Raw genomic sequence first — 14648 nt, 5'->3', positions numbered from 1 at the left:
AATCGGAGCGCGGAAGCCCGCCGCCGCGGCACCGACTCAGGTCCGTCCAAGCCCGGCGATCACGCTAATAGGCGGCCCATGAGCTGACCCGATAGTTCCCCAGGCGTTTCCCCGAGCCGCGGTGTGGCCGGTGAAGCAGCAGCTAAGCAATTGAAATTGTGGCGCACCCGACAGGATTCGAACCTGTGACCTCTGCCTTCGGAGGGCAGCGCTCTATCCAGCTGAGCTACGGGTGCGGATGTCGTCGATTAGCAGTGGCCGTGCAGGCGCGCCAGTCCCTTCACGGTTCCACCGCCAAGCGGCCAGGCGGCGGCGTCTTGGGCCTGAACGCGCAGAGGTCCACGACGGGGCAGCGCCAGCATTCGGGTCGGCGCGCCTTGCACACGTAGCGGCCGTGCAGGATCAGCCAGTGGTGCGCGTGGCGGCGGAAGGGCTGGGGCGTGACCTTCTCCAGCCGCTGCTCGACGATCTGCGGCGTCTTGCCGGGCGCGAGACCGGTGCGATTGCCGACGCGGAGGACGTGCGTGTCGACCGCGATCGTCTCTGCCCCGAAGGCGACGTTCATCACCACGGCGGCCGTCTTGTGGCCGACGCCCGGCAGCTGCTCCAGTGCATGCCGATCGGCGGGGACCGCTCCGCCATGCTCGGCCAGCAGCCGCTCGCTCAGCGCGATGACGTTCTTGGCCTTGGCGTTGTACAGGCCGATCGTCTTGATGTGCTCCTTGAGCGCCGCCTCGCCCAGCGCCACCATCGCGGCGGGGTCCTGCACCTGCGCGAACAAGGCCCGCGTCGCCTTGTTCACCGACACGTCCGTCGCCTGCGCCGACAGCGCGACCGCGACCAGCAGCGTGTAGGGGTTGACGAAGTGGAGTTCGGTCTCTGGCGCCGGGTTCGCGTCCGCCAGGCGGCGGTAGAACTCGAACGTGTCGCTGCGCTTCACAAGCCGAGCACGTCCGCCATCTGGTAGCGGCCAGCGGGTTTGTCGGCGAGCCACAGCGCGGCCTTCACCGCCCCATGGGCGAACGTGGTGCGGTCCTGCGCCAGATGGCTGAGTTCGATCCGCTCGCCCTCGCCCGCGAACACGACGGTATGATCGCCAATCACCGAGCCGCCGCGCAGCGACGCAAAGCCGATCGTACCGTCGGCGCGCGCGCCGGTCAGCCCGGCGCGGCCCTCGACCTTCAGTTCCGACAAGGGCGAGCCGCGCCCCGCCGCCGCCGCCTCGCCGAGCAGCAAGGCGGTGCCGGATGGCGCGTCGACCTTGTGGCGGTGATGCGTCTCGACGATCTCGATATCCCAGTCGAGCTTGGCCGCGGCCTCCCGTACCAGTCGCGCCAGCAGCGTCACGCCCAGCGACGTGTTGCCGGTCTGGAGCACGGCGATGTCGGCGGCGGCGGCGTCGATCATCGCCTGGTGGCGCTCGCGCAGCCCCGTGGTGCCGACCACGATCGGCGTGCGCGTGGCACGCGCGGCGAGGAGGTGATCCTCCAATGCGCCGGGCGCAGAGAAGTCGACCAGCACGTCGGCCGCCGCCGCGATCGGCCCGGCCGCGTCCTGCGCGTCGGCACCGCCGGCCAGCGACGCGCCCGCCGCTTCGATTGCTTGCGCAATGGCGCGACCCATGCGCCCGGCGCTGCCGTAGATACCGATGGAGGTCATGGCGGGCCTTTGACACAGCGGCCGCTGTCCGTCACCGGCGAACCTTGACTTTTGCAGTGCAGCATGACAAAGCCGGCTGATCGAGGCGTCCTACGCAGCGTGATCGGGCCTTTGCGGCCTCGGCTCCGCCTCGGTTGCTCAGCAACAGAGCTTCCCAAGTCACGCGGGGGTTCACCACTCCCCGCCCCTCGTGCGCCCGATTGCTTTCGGGCCGCGCGAGCCTGGCACTTTGAAAGTGTTTCCATGTCCTTCGCACATCTCGGTCTGGCCGATCCGCTCGTCCGCGCGCTCCAGGCAAAAGGCTATACCGAGCCCACGCCGATCCAGCGCGATTCCATTCCCACGCTGCTCGAGGGCCGCGACCTGCTCGGCATCGCGCAGACCGGCACCGGCAAGACCGCCGCGTTCGTGCTGCCGTCGATCCAGCGCCTCGTCGCCAGCGTCAAGCGCGTCCTGCCGACGCATTGCCGGATGCTGGTGCTCGCCCCAACCCGCGAGCTGGCCGGCCAGATCGCCGAAAGTGCGCGCGCCTATGGTCAGTTCAGCCGCATGTCGGTCGCGACCGTGTTCGGCGGCACGTCGATCAACAAGAACCGTCAGGACCTGTCGCGCGGCGTCGACATCCTGGTCGCAACACCGGGCCGGCTGATCGACCTGGTCGAGCAGGGGTACTGCAATCTGTCGACGATCGAGATCCTGGTGCTCGACGAAGCCGACCAGATGCTCGATCTGGGCTTCATCCATGCGCTCAAGAAGATCGTGCGCATGGTGCCGCGCAAGCGCCAGACGCTGTTCTTCTCGGCAACCATGCCGACGTCGATCCGCGAGCTCGCCTCGCAGTTTCTGACCGATCCCGCGACGGTGTCGATCAAGCCTGCCGCAACGACCGCCGAGCGTGTCGATCAGTGCGTCACCTTCGTCAATCAGGGGGAGAAGCAGGCGCTGCTGACTTTGGTGCTCGCCGACCCAGCGGTCGAGCGGGCGCTGGTGTTCACCCGCACCAAGCATGGCGCGGATCGCGTCGTGAAGCTGCTGGCGGGCAACGGCATCAACTCCAACGCCATCCACGGCAACAAGTCGCAGCCGCAGCGCGAGCGCGCGCTGGCCGAGTTCAAGACGGGGCAGGCCAAGATCCTGGTCGCGACCGACATCGCCGCCCGCGGCATCGACGTGTCGGGCGTGACCCATGTCATCAACTTCGAGCTGCCCAATGTGCCCGAGCAATATGTCCACCGTATCGGGCGGACGGCACGCGCCGGAGCGTCCGGCATCGCGGTCGCCTTCTGTGCCGATGACGAGAGGCCGTATCTGAAGGACATCGAGAAGGTCACGCGCCAGAAGATCGAGATCCGCCCGCTGCCGGCGGACTTCCTGCAGCAGGCGAACGCGATCAAGGCGACGCGCGTCAAGGCGATCGGGGCCGATCCTGAGCCGCGTGCGGATCGCCAGCAGCAGCGCCAGCCCGCGCGGCCGCGCGCGACGCATTCGCCGCAGCCCAGCCGTGGGTCGGGTCAGACCGCGCCGGGCACGTCCACCAACGGGCGCAACTATGCGGGCGCGAGCCGGCGTGGTCCAAGCGGCGGTGGTAGCAGCGGTGGCGGTGGCGGCCGTGGTCGCAGCGGCGGTGGTGGCCGGAGCGTTGCCGCGCGGTAATGCTCCACTGTCACCCCGGCCTTGAGCCGGGGTCCAACGCGGTTCGGGCGACGCGCTCAGATGTGAGGCGGCGATCGCCGAACCACGCCGGATGCCGGCTCAAGGCCGGCATGACGGAAATTGTACGGCTCTCGCCCGTTTGCTTCCCGAACAACTTCGGAGAAGGAATATGGACGTATCCCTCACCCCCGCCGTCGAGCGCGTCGCACGCGTGCTCGCCGGGCAGCGGATCAGCGCGAACGCAGATGGCGACGCCGAGTCCGCCTCGAGGGCGATCGACGGCGCGTGGCGTGATTATCTGCCCGACGCGATCGCGGTGCTGAAGACGCTGCGCGAGCCCGACGCCGCCATGGCGAAGGCCGGTGATCCGCAGGTGTGGGAAGCGATGATCCTGGCGGGGCTGGAGCAGGGCAAGCCAGTGGTGATGTGAGTCCAATGGGTCAGCCCCTCCCCGGCGGAAGCCGGGGCTCAGTTGGCTGCGCCACTCACATAACGATCGTGTGGAGCCGCGCCGCGGACTAGGTTCCGGCTTCCGCCGGGGAGGGGCTGGGTCAGCGCGGTGCGATCAGCCCAGCACCGTCAGCCACTCCTCCTCGGATGCGCGTTCGCTGCGCAACCGGTTGGCCGGTTCGTCTGGATCTTCCCGCCCGATCGCGACACCGCAGAACAGCATCCGCTCCGGCGGCGTGCCAAGGAAGCGCTCGACCGTCTGCGGGTACATCGCCCAGCATTCCTGCGCGCACGTCGCCAGCCCCGCCTCGACCGCGAGCAACATCAGATTCTGCAGGTACATGCCGCAATCGGCCCATTGCGGCGAGCCCATGCGGCGGTCGACGGTGCAGAAATAGGCTGCAGGCGCGCCGAAGAACTCGAAGTTTCGCCTGAACCACTGCACACGTGCGCGCTTGTCCTCTCGTGGGATGCCGAGATGGCCGTAGAGCGCCTCGCCGATGCCGAAGGTCCGGGCCTTGTGGTGGTCCGCCATCTCGCGCGGGTAGATGTCGTAGCCGGGCTGTTCCTTCTCACCGCGTTCTATTTTGCCGGCCATGATCGCCTTGAGCTCGGCCATCGCCTCGCCATGCACGATATCGATATGCCAAGGTTGCAGGTTGCCACCAGTGGCGGCCCGCCCCGCCCTGATCGCCAAGTCCTTCAGCAGCACCGGATCGACCGGTTCGTCCAGGAACCCGCGCACCGAGCGCCGCGCCGCCACTGCCTCACCGATGTTCATGCCTGCCCCTTGCCGCCTCGCCCGGATTGGGCGAATAGACGCGGGATAACAGTTGTTATGGAGACGGCAAATGGCGGCGGCATATATCGTCGAGGCGGTGCGCACGGCAGGCGGGCGGCGGGGCGGCAGGCTGGCGGGCTGGCACCCGGCCGACATGGCGGGCGAAGTGCTCAACGCCATCGTCGATCGCTCGGGGATCGATCCGGCCGCGATCGAGGACGTGGTGATGGGCTGCGTCAGCCAGGGCGGTGAGCAGGGCTTCCAGGTCGGGCGCGGCGCAGTGCTGGCGTCCAGGCTGCCGCAATCGGTTCCCGCCGTGACGATCGACCGCCAGTGCGGCTCCTCGCAGCAGGCGATCCAGTTCGCCGCGCAGGCGGTGATGAGCGGCACGCAGGACGTGGTGATCGCGAGCGGGGTCGAGTCGATGACACGCGTGCCGATGGGTTCGACCGGGATGCTGTTCGCGCAGGCGGGCCTCGGCAAATCGATGTCGCCGCGTCAGGCGGAGCGCTACCCCGACGTCCAGTTCTCGCAGTTCATGGGTGCCGAGATGATGGCGGCCAAGCACGGATTCAGTCGCGAACAGCTCGACCGCTATGCCGCCGAGAGCCACCATCGTGCCGCCGAAGCGACGAAGCGTGGCGACTTTGCGGACGAGATCGTCGGCCTCGACGTCGAGACGCCCGAGGGTGTCGTTCGCCACGATCGCGACGAGGGCATCCGCTATGACGCGACGCCGGAGTCGATCGGCGCGGTCAAGCTGTTGAAGGAGGGCGGCGTCATCTCCGCCGCCAATGCCAGCCAGATCTGCGACGGCGCATCCGCCGTGCTGGTGGTCAGCGAGCGCGCGCTGAAGGAGCATGGCCTGACGCCGCTGGCGCGTATCCACACGCTGACGGTGACGGGCGGCGATCCGGTGATCATGCTGGAAGAACCGCTGTTCGCGACCGACAAGGCGTTGAAGCGTGCGGGGCTGAGCATCGACGACATCGACCTGTACGAGGTCAACGAGGCGTTCGCGCCGGTGCCGCTGGCGTGGCTCAAGCACGTCGGCGGCGACCCGGCCAAGCTGAACGTCAACGGCGGCGCGATCGCGCTGGGCCATCCGTTGGGCGCGAGCGGCACCAAGCTGATGGCGACGCTTGTCCACGCGCTGCACAAGCGCGGCGGGCGCTATGGCCTGCAGACGATGTGCGAGGGCGGCGGACTCGCCAACGTCACGATCGTGGAGCGGTTGTAATTCACCGTCGCCCTGAACTTGTTTCGGGGTCCATGCGAGACAGCGAACGAGGCTCGTGGAGCCGATGTTGCGCATGGATGCTGAAACAAGTTCAGCATGACGAAGCAGGACAGGAGCGAACATGCAATTGAACAACACCATCGCCGCCGTGGTCACCGGCGGCGCCTCCGGCCTGGGCGAAGCGACCGCCCGCGCGCTCGCCGCCAGGGGTGCCAAGGTCGCGATCTTCGACCTGCAGAAGGACAAGGGCGAGGCGGTTGCGGCCGAGATCGGCGGCGTGTTCTGCGAGGTCAACGTGACCAGCGACGAGAGCGTCGACGCCGGCTTTGCCAAGGCGCGCGCGGCGCATGGGCAGGAGCGCGTGCTGGTGTGCTGCGCGGGCACGGGCAATGCGGTGAAGACCGCGAGCCGCTCGCGCGAGGACGGCTCGATCAAGCACTTCCCGCTCGAGGCGTTCAACTGGCTCATCCAGATCAATCTGGTCGGCACCTTCCGCTGCGTCGCCAAGTCGGCGGCCGGCATGCTGTCGGTCGACCCGATCGATGGCGAACGGGGCGCGATCGTCATGACTGCCAGCGTCGCGGCGGAGGACGGGCAGATCGGCCAGGCGGCCTATTCGGCCTCCAAGGGCGGCGTCGTCGGCATGACACTGCCGATCGCGCGCGACCTGATGGGCGAGGGCATCCGGGTAAACACGATCCTGCCCGGCATCTTCAACACGCCGCTGATGAACGGCGCGCCGCCACAGGTGAAGGATGCGCTCGCGGCCTCGGTGCCGTTCCCCAAGCGGCTCGGCGACCCGGCGGAATATGCGCACCTGGCGCTGACGATGGTCGAGAACGGCTATTTCAACGGCGAGGACGTGCGACTGGATGGCGCGATCCGGATGGCGCCGCGTTGACGGACTCCCCTCCCGCTTGTGGGAGGGCTCGGGGGAGGGCTTGTCAGCTCACGTCCGACAGTCCCTCCCCTGGCCCCTCCCGCAAGCGGGAGGGGAACTGATGCCCCGCCCTGCCTCCTGGCGGCTCTCACCCACCGCCTACCCGCACACCCAGGCCGTGCAGACGCGGTTCCAGGATCTGGACGTGCTCGGCCACCTCAACAATGTCGCCTTCGCCGCGCTGTTCGAGACGGCTAGGACCAAATTCAACCAGCAGGCGCAGCTATGGGGCCTCGCCGGCCTGCGCCGCCGTGCAGTGGTCGCGCAGATGGAGATCAACTATGTCGCGGAAGGGCAGTACCCTGCCGACGTCGAGATCGCGACCGGCATCGGCGAGATCGGTGGGCGCAGCTGGCAGATCCTCGCGGCGATGTTCCAGGACGGCAAGCCGCTCGCGACCTGCGACGTGGTGATCGTGATGGACAAGGACGAGGACGGCGGCGGCCTGTCGGACGCGTTCAAGGCCGAGCTCGCGAAGTGGCTGGTGACAAACCCTCTCCCGCCTGCGGGAGAGGGACAGCCGTAGCAGGCAGCGGGGTGAGGGTCTGACGCGGGGCCGGCGCACTGACCTGGAACGCGCGTCGTGCCCTCACCCTGGCAGCTTCGCTGCGTGTCCCTCTCGCGCTTGTGGGAGAGGGTAGGCTAGTCCGTGAACACCGCCATGCGCTTTTCCATATGCGCCCGCACCTGTTCCATCATGTTGGGCTTGCCGATCACCTTGATCTGCTCGTCGGTTTCAGCCTCCAGCATTGCGCGCGGATCGGCGTCGTGGGCCATGTTGCACAGCCGCTTGGCTCCACGAATCGCATGCGGGCTGCGCGCGGCGATCTGGCACGCCAGGTCCATCGCCGCCGCATGCGGGTCCTCGGCGAGACGGGTGACGAAGCCGTGGTGCAGCGCCTCGGCCGCGTCGAACTCGCGCGCGGTATACACCAGCTCGCGCAGCACATCGTCGCGCACCAGCCCGCGCCAGATCGGAAAACCGGCCATGTCGGGCACCAGCCCCCAATAGCTCTCGCGAATGGCGAAGCGCGCATCCGGCGCGGCGATGCGGATGTCGGCTCCCGACATGATCTGAAAGCCGCCGCCGAACGCGACTCCATGAACCGCCGCGATCACGGGCATCGGCAGCATCCGCCAGCCCCAGGTGACGTGCTGCGGCAGGATCGATCCCTGCGCATTGCGCTCGCGACCGGTGCCCGAGCCGCCCGCCTGCATGCTTGCCATATCCAGCCCGGCGCAGAACGCGCGGCCCTCCCCCGACAAGACGACGCAGCGTACGTCGGTGCGGGTCGCGAGCGCGTCGATGGTCGCGCCGATGCCCTCGAACATCGCCGGGTCGAGCGCATTCATCTTGTCGGGCCGGGCGAGACGTACGTCGGCGATGCCGCCGGCGACGGCGATGGTGACGCGATCGGTCATGAGCTCTCCTCTGGCCAGCAGAGTTACCGCGCCGAGCCCACCTGAGCAACGGCGAGCCGATAACCACGGCCCCGTTCCGTCAGCAGCGTCACCCCACTGTCGGTTATCTTGCCGCGCAGGCGCGAGACATGGACCGCGATGACGTTGGTGCCCGGATCGAAGCCGCGGTCCCAGATCGCGCGGTGCAAGGTCGCGTGATCGACCACCACGCCCGTGTAGCGGGCCAGGTACAGCAAGAGCGCGTACTCACGCGGCAACAGGACCAGCGGTTCGCCGCGCAGCGTCACGCGGCGGTTGACCGTATCGATCGCGATCTCGCCGATCTCCACCATTCCGGGAAGCGCGCGGCGCACCAGTGCGGCAAGGCGGGCTGCGACCAGGGCGTCGGGATCGGTCCGCAGCACCACGTCGTCGGCCCCGTTGTCCAGCAGCCGTCCGGCTCGCGCCGGCGCGCTCGCCTCCACGACCGCAGGGCAGATCGGGCGCTCCTCCGCCTCGCCGACCAGCGCCGCGACGTATCCCGTGCCGTTCGTACGCGCCACCAGGCCGCGCTCCGCGAGCAGTGCCGGCAACGCGGGGCGCTCGACGCCGAGGAGCAGGACCGGAAGCACCCCTGCCGTGTATCGCGGTCCAGCCACCGCCGGCCGCCATCAACCTCCGTTTCGGATGCGTCTGCGCTGCGTGCGGCGAACCTCGTCCGCGTTGCGGCTCGTTATCTGCATCAGTTTGCCCCATTATTCGTGGCGCAAGGCTAGGGGCGACAGGGTTAGCGGCTTAGTTACAATGCTGCAACGTTGCGGATCGCAACCCATGGCGTGTAAGGCCAAGCGCATGGCAGGTCCGTTCGATGCGCAGCGTTTCGCCGCCCGCGGCTTTGGCGGGCATGGCGGGCGGCTGGGCATTGCCTTTCACGCGAACGGGCCGAATTGGGTGGAGTTGCGGCTGCCCTGGCAGGCGGATCTGGTCGGCGACATCGAGCGCGGCGTGTTGGCCTCTGGCCCGATCATCACGCTGATGGACATGGCGACCAGCTTTTCGGTCTGGCAGAAGAAAGGCGTGTTCGTGCCGCACGCGACGTTGGACCTGCGCGTCGACTATTTGCGGCCGGCGGCGTCCGGCCGCACGGTGATCGGCCGCGGTGAGTGCTATCGGTTGACGCGCGCGGTCTCGTTCGTGCGCGGGTCGGCGCATGACGGCGATCCCGACGACCCGGTGGCGCATGTCGCGGGCACCTTCATGAACATCGACGCATGAGCGCGCTTCCGCCCTATGCCCAGCTGCTCGATCTCGCCGAGGAGCCGCACGGCGAGGGACCGCCGCTGCTGGTCATGCCGTTTGCCGACCCTGTCCTGGGCCGGCCGGGCTTTCTCCACGGTGGGGCGATCACCGGGTTGCTGGAAATGGCGGCGATCGTCGCTCTGCGGCACGCGCTGGGAGAGGAGGGCGGCCGCATCAAGCCTGTCAACGTCACCGTCGATTTCATGCGCGGCGGCCGCGACAAGCCGACCCGCGCGCTGGGCGTGGTGGAGCGACTGGGCACCCGCGTGGCGAATGTCGACGCGACCGCCTGGCAGGACGATCCCGCGAAGCCGATCGCGCGGGCGCGAATGAATTACCTGATCGTCAGGGACTGAGCAGCGGCCTCAGCTTCGCCTGGGCGTCAGCTTCAGCAGTCGCCCCTGTGACCCGCGCGCGCCGTCTTCCAGCACATAGATGGCGCCGTCCGGGCCCTGCTCCACCTCGCGGATGCGTGCGCCCATGTCCCACTGATCGCCCTTGCGCGCGGTCGTACCGTTCAGGTCAACGCGGATCAGCGCCTTTGACGACAGCCCGCCGATGAACGCATCGCCGCGCCATGCCGGGAATTGGGACCCCGAATAGATCATCAGACCGCCCGGCGAGATCACGGGCGTCCAGTTGACCTTGTAGCGCTCCAGATCGGGGCGGGTGGCGTGGTCGGGAATGTCCTTGCCGTCGTAATGATCGCCGTCGGACACTAGCGGATAGCCGTAGTTCCGGCCCGGCAGGACGAGGTTCAGCTCGTCGCCGCCCTTGGGTCCCATCTCCTGCTCCCACAGATTGCCGGCACCATCAAAGGCGATGCCGAGCAGGTTGCGGTGGCCGTAGGTCCAGACTTCGGGCGCAAAGCCCTTGGCGGCGAGCGGATTCCCCGGCGCGGGCTTGCCGTCGAGCGTGAGGCGCAGCACCTTGCCCAACGTCGTCTTCGGGTCCTGCGCCGGGGTGAACTTCTGCCGCTCGCCGTTGGTGAAGAACAGGTGCCGGCCGTCGGGCGAGAAGGCGATGCGACCGGAATAATGGCCGTCGCCGGTCACGAACGGTCGCGCGCCGAAGATGGTCGTCACGCCCTCCAGGCGCGCCAGCCCTTCGTTTTCGACGAGCTTGCCGCGCATCAGCACCACGCCCTTGCCGCCCGGGCCAGCGACGCTGGCCGACAGATACACCAGGCCGCTGCGCGCGAAATCGGGCGCGAGCACCACGTCCATCAGCCCGCCCTGCCCCTCGCTGTCGACCGGCGGCAGCCCCGCCACCTGCATCCGTCGCAGCCCGTCGGCGGCCGACAGGATCAGCCGGCCATTCTTCTCCGTCACCAGCAGGCGCCCGTCAGGCAGGAACGTCATCGCCCACGGCGCGTCGAAATCCGCGACGGGAGTAATTGCGAACGGCAGGCTGCCGGTGCCTGGGCTCTTTACGCGCTCCTGCCCCCCTCCGGCGGGAGTCTGCGCGGAGCAGGCGAGCGCCACGAGCGGCAGGACGGCAAGGGTGAGGCGACGCATGGAGCAACTCCGAAGACAAGAAGCAGGTAACAGCAGGTAACGCCTGAACGCTGTTTTCCGCCACATATCTCTCCCCCGCACGGGGCGAACGGAGGATGTGCCGTAACATAGGGCAACGGCCTAAGGGAAAGCGCGACTGTGGGACAACGCTCCGTTCGCGCGCTTGCCCCGGCCCGCGCGTTGGCCTATATCGCTGTCACTCTCTTACATCGTCCGGTGAAAAGAGGCTGCGGGGCTGGCTCCGCGGCACCGCAGACGCTTAGCTTAGGGCACTCGATTGGCCGACCTTACCCTCTTGCACGCCCTGATCGAGCCGGAAGCGCGCGCGCTCGGCTTCGATCTGGTGCGCGTCAAGCTGTTTGGCGGGGGAGACGATCGCACGTTGCAGGTGATGGCGGAGCGGCCGGACACGCGCCAGCTCACGATCGACGATTGCTCGGAGCTGTCGCGCCGCCTGTCGGACCGGTTCGATGCGCTGGAGGCGGAAGGCAAGGACCCGATCGAGGGCGCATACCGGCTGGAGGTATCGAGTCCCGGCATCGACCGGCCGCTGACGCGGCTCACCGATTTCGCCGACTGGCAGGGTCATGAGGCGCGCGTCGTGCTCGCCGAGAAGCGTGACGGGCAGAAGGTGTTCAAGGGCGATCTGGTTGGCACTCGCGACGACGATGTGGTGCTTGCTACCGACAAGGGTGAAGTCGCCTTGCCCTTCGCCGCGATCGCCGACGCCAAGCTGGTCTTCACCGATCGGCTGGTCGCCGCCACCAGGCCCCTCAGCGTCGAGGGTGCCGACGAAATTGACGAAGCGGCCGACGAAGCCGAGCAGACAGAGGAACTAAATTGATGGCCGTCGCCGCCCCCACCATCTCCGGCACCACCGCCAACCGCGCGGAGTTGATCGCAATCGCCAATGCGGTCGCGACCGAGAAGATGATCGACCGCGCCATCGTCATCGAGGCGATGGAGGACGCGATCCAACGCGCCGCCAAGGCTCGGTATGGCGCGGAGAACGACATTCGCGCCAAGCTGGACGCCACATCGGGCGACCTCAGGCTGTGGCGCGTGGTCGAGGTCGTGGAGGCCGTCGACAACTACTTCACCCAGGTCGACGTCAAGGGTGCCGAGAAGCTCCAGCCCGGTGCGGTGATCGGCGACTATATCGTCGATCCGCTGCCCGCGATCGAGTTCGGCCGCATCGCCGCGCAGGCCGCCAAGCAGGTCATCTTCCAGAAGGTCCGCGACGCCGAGCGCGAGCGCCAGTACGAAGAGTTCAAGGATCGCCAGGGTGAGATCATCACCGGCGTCATCAAGCGCGTCGAGTTCGGCCATGTCGTCGTCGATCTGGGTCGCGCCGAGGGCGTCATCCGCCGCGACGCGCAGATCCCGCGCGAGGTGGTGCGCGTCAACGACCGCATCCGCTCGCTGATCCTGAAGGTCGTGCGCGAGAACCGCGGGCCGCAGATCTTCCTGTCCCGCGCGCATCCCGACTTCATGAAGAAGCTGTTCGCGCAGGAAGTGCCCGAGATCTACGACGGCATCATCACCATCATGGCGGCCGCGCGCGATCCGGGCAGCCGCGCCAAGATCGGCGTGATCAGCCGCGACTCGTCGATCGACCCGGTCGGCGCGTGCGTGGGCATGAAGGGCTCCAGAGTGCAGGCGGTCGTGCAGGAGATGCAGGGCGAGAAGATCGACATCATCCCCTGGTCGCCCGATACCGCCACCTTCGTCGTCAACGCGCTGCAGCCGGCGTCCGTCAGCCGCGTCGTGATCGACGAGGAGGAGGACCGGATCGAGGTGGTGGTGCCCGACGATCAGCTGAGCCTCGCGATCGGCCGGCGTGGCCAGAACGTACGACTCGCGAGTCAGCTGACCGGCAAGGCGATCGACATCCTGACCGAGGCGGACGCGAGCGAAAAGCGCCAGCGCGAGTTCACCACCAACACCGAGATCTTTCAGACCGAGCTGGATGTCGACGAGACGCTGGCGCAGCTGCTGGTCGCGGAGGGCTTCACCAGCCTGGAGGAGGTCGCCTATGTCGAGCCGGACGAGATCGCCGGGATCGAGGGGCTGGAGGAGCTCGCCGACGAGCTGCAGAGCCGTGCGCAGGAAGCGCTGGAGCGGCGCAACGAGGCGTCCCGCGAGGAGCGCACCGCGCTGGGCGTCGAGGACGCGCTCGCGGGCATGCCGTACCTGACCGAGGCCATGCTGGTGACGCTGGGCAAGGCGGGGATCAAGACGCTGGACGATCTGGCTGACCTCGCCACCGACGAGCTGGTCGAGAAAAAGCGCGTCGAGCCGCGCCGCCGCAACGAGGACGCGCCCAAGCGGCCCGAGCCGAAGGGCGGCCTCCTGTCCGACTATGGCCTGACCGACGAGCAGGGCAACGAGATCATCATGGCCGCGCGCGCGCACTGGTTCGAGGACGAGCCCGTCGCGGTTGAAGAGCAGCCTGCCGGGGAGGACGCGCATGCGGACTCCGAGCAATGAGGCGGTAGCGACCTTCTCCCCTCCCGCAGCGCAGGAGGGGTCGGGGGAGGGCCTGTCCGCCTCCGACGACCTGGGGAACATCCCCTCCTCTAGCCCCTCCCGCCAGCGGGAGGGGGACGAACCCATTCGCTCCTGCATCCTGACGCGCGACCGTGACGTGCGGAGCAACCTCGTGCGCCTGGCGCTGTCGCCGGACGGACAGGTGCTGCCCGATGTTCGCGCCAAGGCGCCAGGGCGCGGGGCATGGATCGGCGTGACAGCCGCGGAACTGCAGACCGCCCTTGCGAAGGGCAGGCTGAAAGGTGCGTTGTCCCGCGCCTTCAAGGGCGCGTCGTTCGTCATCGACCCCGATCTGCCGGCCAAGATCGCTGCCGCGCTGGAGCGCAACGCGCTCGACCGGCTGGGGCTGGAGGCGCGCGGCGGCACGCTGCTGACCGGGTCGGAGCGGATCGAGGGCGCGGCCCGATCCGGCCAGTTGCACGGGCTCTACCACGCCGCCGACGCGAGTGCGGACGGCGCAGGCAAGCTCGCCCAGGCGTGGCGGGTCGGTCGCGACGAGGAGGGCAGCGGGCGCAAGGGGCTGACATTGCCCGTCCCCCGCGCCATATTGTCGATGGCGCTGGGGCGTGAAAACGTGGTACATATCGGCGTGACCGATCGCGCTGCGGCCGGGCGGGTGGGCGATGCGCTTGACCGCTGGCTGCATTTCATCGGTACCAAAATCCTGCCTTTGCCTTGCGATACGGCCTCGCAGGGCGCATCGGCCCCCGGCGTCTCGCCGGTGACGGTCGGCCGTGAACTGAACGAGGAATACGAGTGAGCGAGACCGACAACGACAAGCCCAAGCTTGGCATGCGCGCGCCCCTGGGGCTGAAGCGTACGGTCGAGGTGGGCAAGGTCAAGCAGAGCTTCAGCCACGGCCGCACCAACACGGTCGAGGTCGAGGTCAAGCGCCGCCGTGTGCTCGGCCCGGGCCCAGGTGGCGCCGGCGCGCAACCCGCCGCGCCCGTCGCCGCCGAGCCGGTCCCTGCACCAGTCGCTCCCGTTGCCGCCCCGGTAGCGCCGCGCCCCGAAGTGCAACTGTCGGCGCAGGAGCGGCAGTCCAAGCTGCTTCGCGAAGCCGAAGAGCAGCGCATGGGCGCGCTGGAGGAAACCCGCCGCCGCGAGGGCGAGGCGCGCGCCCGCGCCGCCGATGACGAGCGTCGCCGCGCAGCGGAA

Annotated in this window: 17 protein-coding genes and 1 tRNA gene; 11 read left to right on the top strand and 7 right to left on the bottom strand. The window is 68.4% G+C overall.

From position 1 onward, the window contains the following. Positions 1 to 159 precede the first annotated feature (159 nt). The 3 genes from JWN21_RS00495 to dapB all read right to left on the bottom strand — a co-directional run bounded on the left by JWN21_RS00495 (position 160) and on the right by dapB (position 1659). Positions 160 to 236, bottom strand: a tRNA-Arg gene (locus JWN21_RS00495). 44 nt (positions 237 to 280) lie between these two features. Then, entirely contained in the window at positions 281 to 940 is a 660-nt protein-coding gene (gene nth / locus JWN21_RS00490) for an endonuclease III (RefSeq protein ID WP_299645426.1), read from the bottom strand. Next, complete coding sequence (gene dapB / locus JWN21_RS00485) at positions 937 to 1659, bottom strand: 4-hydroxy-tetrahydrodipicolinate reductase (protein WP_299645425.1); 723 nt, start codon at positions 1657 to 1659, stop codon at positions 937 to 939. Before dapB ends, nth begins: the two co-directional genes overlap by 4 nt. A gap of 243 nt (positions 1660 to 1902) precedes the next feature. Here dapB and JWN21_RS00480 point away from each other — a divergent pair, with 243 nt between their 5' ends. Beyond that, positions 1903 to 3312 (top strand): DEAD/DEAH box helicase, encoded by a 1410-nt coding sequence (locus JWN21_RS00480; RefSeq protein ID WP_299645424.1) that lies wholly within the window; start codon positions 1903 to 1905, stop codon positions 3310 to 3312. A 169-nt stretch (positions 3313 to 3481) separates the two neighbouring features. Then, positions 3482 to 3742 (top strand): hypothetical protein, encoded by a 261-nt coding sequence (locus JWN21_RS00475; protein WP_299645423.1) that lies wholly within the window; start codon positions 3482 to 3484, stop codon positions 3740 to 3742. Between the two features lie 135 nt (positions 3743 to 3877). Here JWN21_RS00475 and JWN21_RS00470 read toward each other — a convergent pair whose 3' ends face one another. Continuing rightward, positions 3878 to 4543 carry a nitroreductase gene (locus tag JWN21_RS00470; RefSeq protein ID WP_299645422.1) on the bottom strand — a complete coding sequence of 222 codons (666 nt, stop codon included), beginning with the start codon at positions 4541 to 4543 and terminating at the stop codon, positions 3878 to 3880. Positions 4544 to 4613: 70 nt separating this feature from the next. On the opposite strand from JWN21_RS00470, the gene JWN21_RS00465 reads away from it, so the two are divergent. The 3 genes from JWN21_RS00465 to JWN21_RS00455 all read left to right on the top strand — a co-directional run bounded on the left by JWN21_RS00465 (position 4614) and on the right by JWN21_RS00455 (position 7249). Beyond that, positions 4614 to 5783, top strand: coding sequence for an acetyl-CoA C-acetyltransferase (locus tag JWN21_RS00465; protein WP_299645421.1), 1170 nt, complete (start codon positions 4614 to 4616; stop codon positions 5781 to 5783). 121 nt (positions 5784 to 5904) lie between these two features. After that, positions 5905 to 6684, top strand: coding sequence for an SDR family NAD(P)-dependent oxidoreductase (locus JWN21_RS00460; protein ID WP_299645420.1), 780 nt, complete (start codon positions 5905 to 5907; stop codon positions 6682 to 6684). A 100-nt stretch (positions 6685 to 6784) separates the two neighbouring features. After that, positions 6785 to 7249 carry a thioesterase family protein gene (locus JWN21_RS00455; RefSeq protein ID WP_299645419.1) on the top strand — a complete coding sequence of 155 codons (465 nt, stop codon included), beginning with the start codon at positions 6785 to 6787 and terminating at the stop codon, positions 7247 to 7249. Positions 7250 to 7365: 116 nt separating this feature from the next. Here JWN21_RS00455 and JWN21_RS00450 read toward each other — a convergent pair whose 3' ends face one another. Next, complete coding sequence (locus JWN21_RS00450; protein WP_299645418.1) at positions 7366 to 8145, bottom strand: crotonase/enoyl-CoA hydratase family protein; 780 nt, start codon at positions 8143 to 8145, stop codon at positions 7366 to 7368. Between the two features lie 23 nt (positions 8146 to 8168). Next, positions 8169 to 8783 carry a winged helix-turn-helix domain-containing protein gene (locus tag JWN21_RS00445; protein ID WP_299645417.1) on the bottom strand — a complete coding sequence of 205 codons (615 nt, stop codon included), beginning with the start codon at positions 8781 to 8783 and terminating at the stop codon, positions 8169 to 8171. A gap of 193 nt (positions 8784 to 8976) precedes the next feature. Here JWN21_RS00445 and JWN21_RS00440 point away from each other — a divergent pair, with 193 nt between their 5' ends. Further along, entirely contained in the window at positions 8977 to 9399 is a 423-nt protein-coding gene (locus JWN21_RS00440; RefSeq protein WP_299645416.1) for a PaaI family thioesterase, read from the top strand. Beyond that, on the top strand, positions 9396 to 9779 hold the full coding sequence (locus JWN21_RS00435; RefSeq protein WP_299645415.1) for a PaaI family thioesterase: 384 nt from the start codon (positions 9396 to 9398) through the stop codon (positions 9777 to 9779). Before JWN21_RS00440 ends, JWN21_RS00435 begins: the two co-directional genes overlap by 4 nt. Positions 9780 to 9788: 9 nt before the next feature. Here the strand turns inward: JWN21_RS00435 and JWN21_RS00430 are convergent, their stop codons facing one another. Beyond that, positions 9789 to 10940, bottom strand: coding sequence for a PQQ-dependent sugar dehydrogenase (locus JWN21_RS00430; protein WP_299645414.1), 1152 nt, complete (start codon positions 10938 to 10940; stop codon positions 9789 to 9791). Between the two features lie 277 nt (positions 10941 to 11217). Between JWN21_RS00430 and rimP the strand changes: the two genes are divergently transcribed. From rimP to JWN21_RS00410, 4 genes are all read left to right on the top strand, one after another. Beyond that, positions 11218 to 11784, top strand: a complete 567-nt coding sequence (rimP, locus tag JWN21_RS00425; RefSeq protein WP_299645413.1) for a ribosome maturation protein RimP — start codon at positions 11218 to 11220, stop codon at positions 11782 to 11784. Beyond that, positions 11784 to 13430 carry a transcription termination factor NusA gene (gene nusA / locus JWN21_RS00420; protein ID WP_299645412.1) on the top strand — a complete coding sequence of 549 codons (1647 nt, stop codon included), beginning with the start codon at positions 11784 to 11786 and terminating at the stop codon, positions 13428 to 13430. Before rimP ends, nusA begins: the two co-directional genes overlap by 1 nt. Positions 13431 to 13554: 124 nt before the next feature. After that, positions 13555 to 14250 (top strand): DUF448 domain-containing protein, encoded by a 696-nt coding sequence (locus JWN21_RS00415; protein WP_299645427.1) that lies wholly within the window; start codon positions 13555 to 13557, stop codon positions 14248 to 14250. Beyond that, on the top strand, positions 14247 to 14648 hold a 402-nt coding region (locus tag JWN21_RS00410; protein ID WP_299645411.1), incomplete at its 3' end, for a translation initiation factor IF-2 associated domain-containing protein. The genes JWN21_RS00415 and JWN21_RS00410, both read left to right, overlap by 4 nt.

It is taken from the genome of Sphingomonas bacterium (assembly GCF_028292945.1).
Lineage (GTDB): Bacteria > Pseudomonadota > Alphaproteobacteria > Sphingomonadales > Sphingomonadaceae > Sphingomonas.
The sequence above is the reverse complement of the archived record's forward strand: the minus strand, read 5'-3'. Positions and strand labels throughout refer to the sequence as shown.